Source organism: Nocardia sp. TBRC8007, assembly GCF_056629435.1.
Genome location: NZ_JBWSOR010000120.1, coordinates 1 through 759, shown reverse-complemented (window position 1 = coordinate 759; position 759 = coordinate 1). Strand labels below are relative to the sequence as shown.

Annotated in this window: 1 protein-coding gene; it reads right to left on the bottom strand. The window is 64.0% G+C overall.

From position 1 onward, the window contains the following. The coding region (locus tag ACX4ZE_RS22890; protein ID WP_480275531.1) for a ketoacyl-synthetase C-terminal extension domain-containing protein at nucleotides 1-759 on the bottom strand (759 nt) is incomplete at both ends.

The following is a 759-nucleotide window of genomic DNA, read 5'->3' as shown; positions in this document are numbered from 1 at the left end:
GACAATAGGCCCGGTATCGGACGCCGATCCGGTCGCGATACCCGACCTGATCTCGTCGGAGGCGACCGCCTCGACCAACTCCCGCAACTGCGCCCGGTCACCGACAACCACGGCCCGATACTCGAAAGCGGTCCGAGTAGTCGCCAGCGCATATGCCAGATCACGCGGATCCACCGCGTCATCACACACCAACCGCACAAGACGCCGAGCCTGCTCACGCAATGCCCGCGGGGTACGAGCCGACAACACCAACGGCACCGGACCCACCAGCGGAGCGAAGTGATCGGCACCGACCGCCACAGTGTTCGGTTCCTCGAGCACGAGATGCGCGTTGGTCCCACTGATCCCGAACGACGACACCGCAGCCCGACGCGGCCGCCCACCCCGCGGCCACGACACCTCCTCCGTCAACAACCGAACAGCCCCCGACTCCCAATCCACAAACGGCGAAGGCTCATCCACATGAAGCGTCCGCGGCAACACACCATGCCGCATCGCCTGCACCATCTTGATCACACCCGCCACACCCGCAGCCGCCTGCGTATGCCCGATATTCGACTTCAACGACCCCAACCACAACGGCTGCCCACCAGACCGATCCTGACCATAAGTCGCCAACAAAGCATGCGCCTCGATCGGATCACCCAACTTCGTACCAGTCCCATGCGCCTCAACAACATCCACATCCGCAGCCACCAACCCCGCATCAACCAACGCAGCCCGAATCACCCGCTGCTGCGACGGACCATTCGGCGCAGT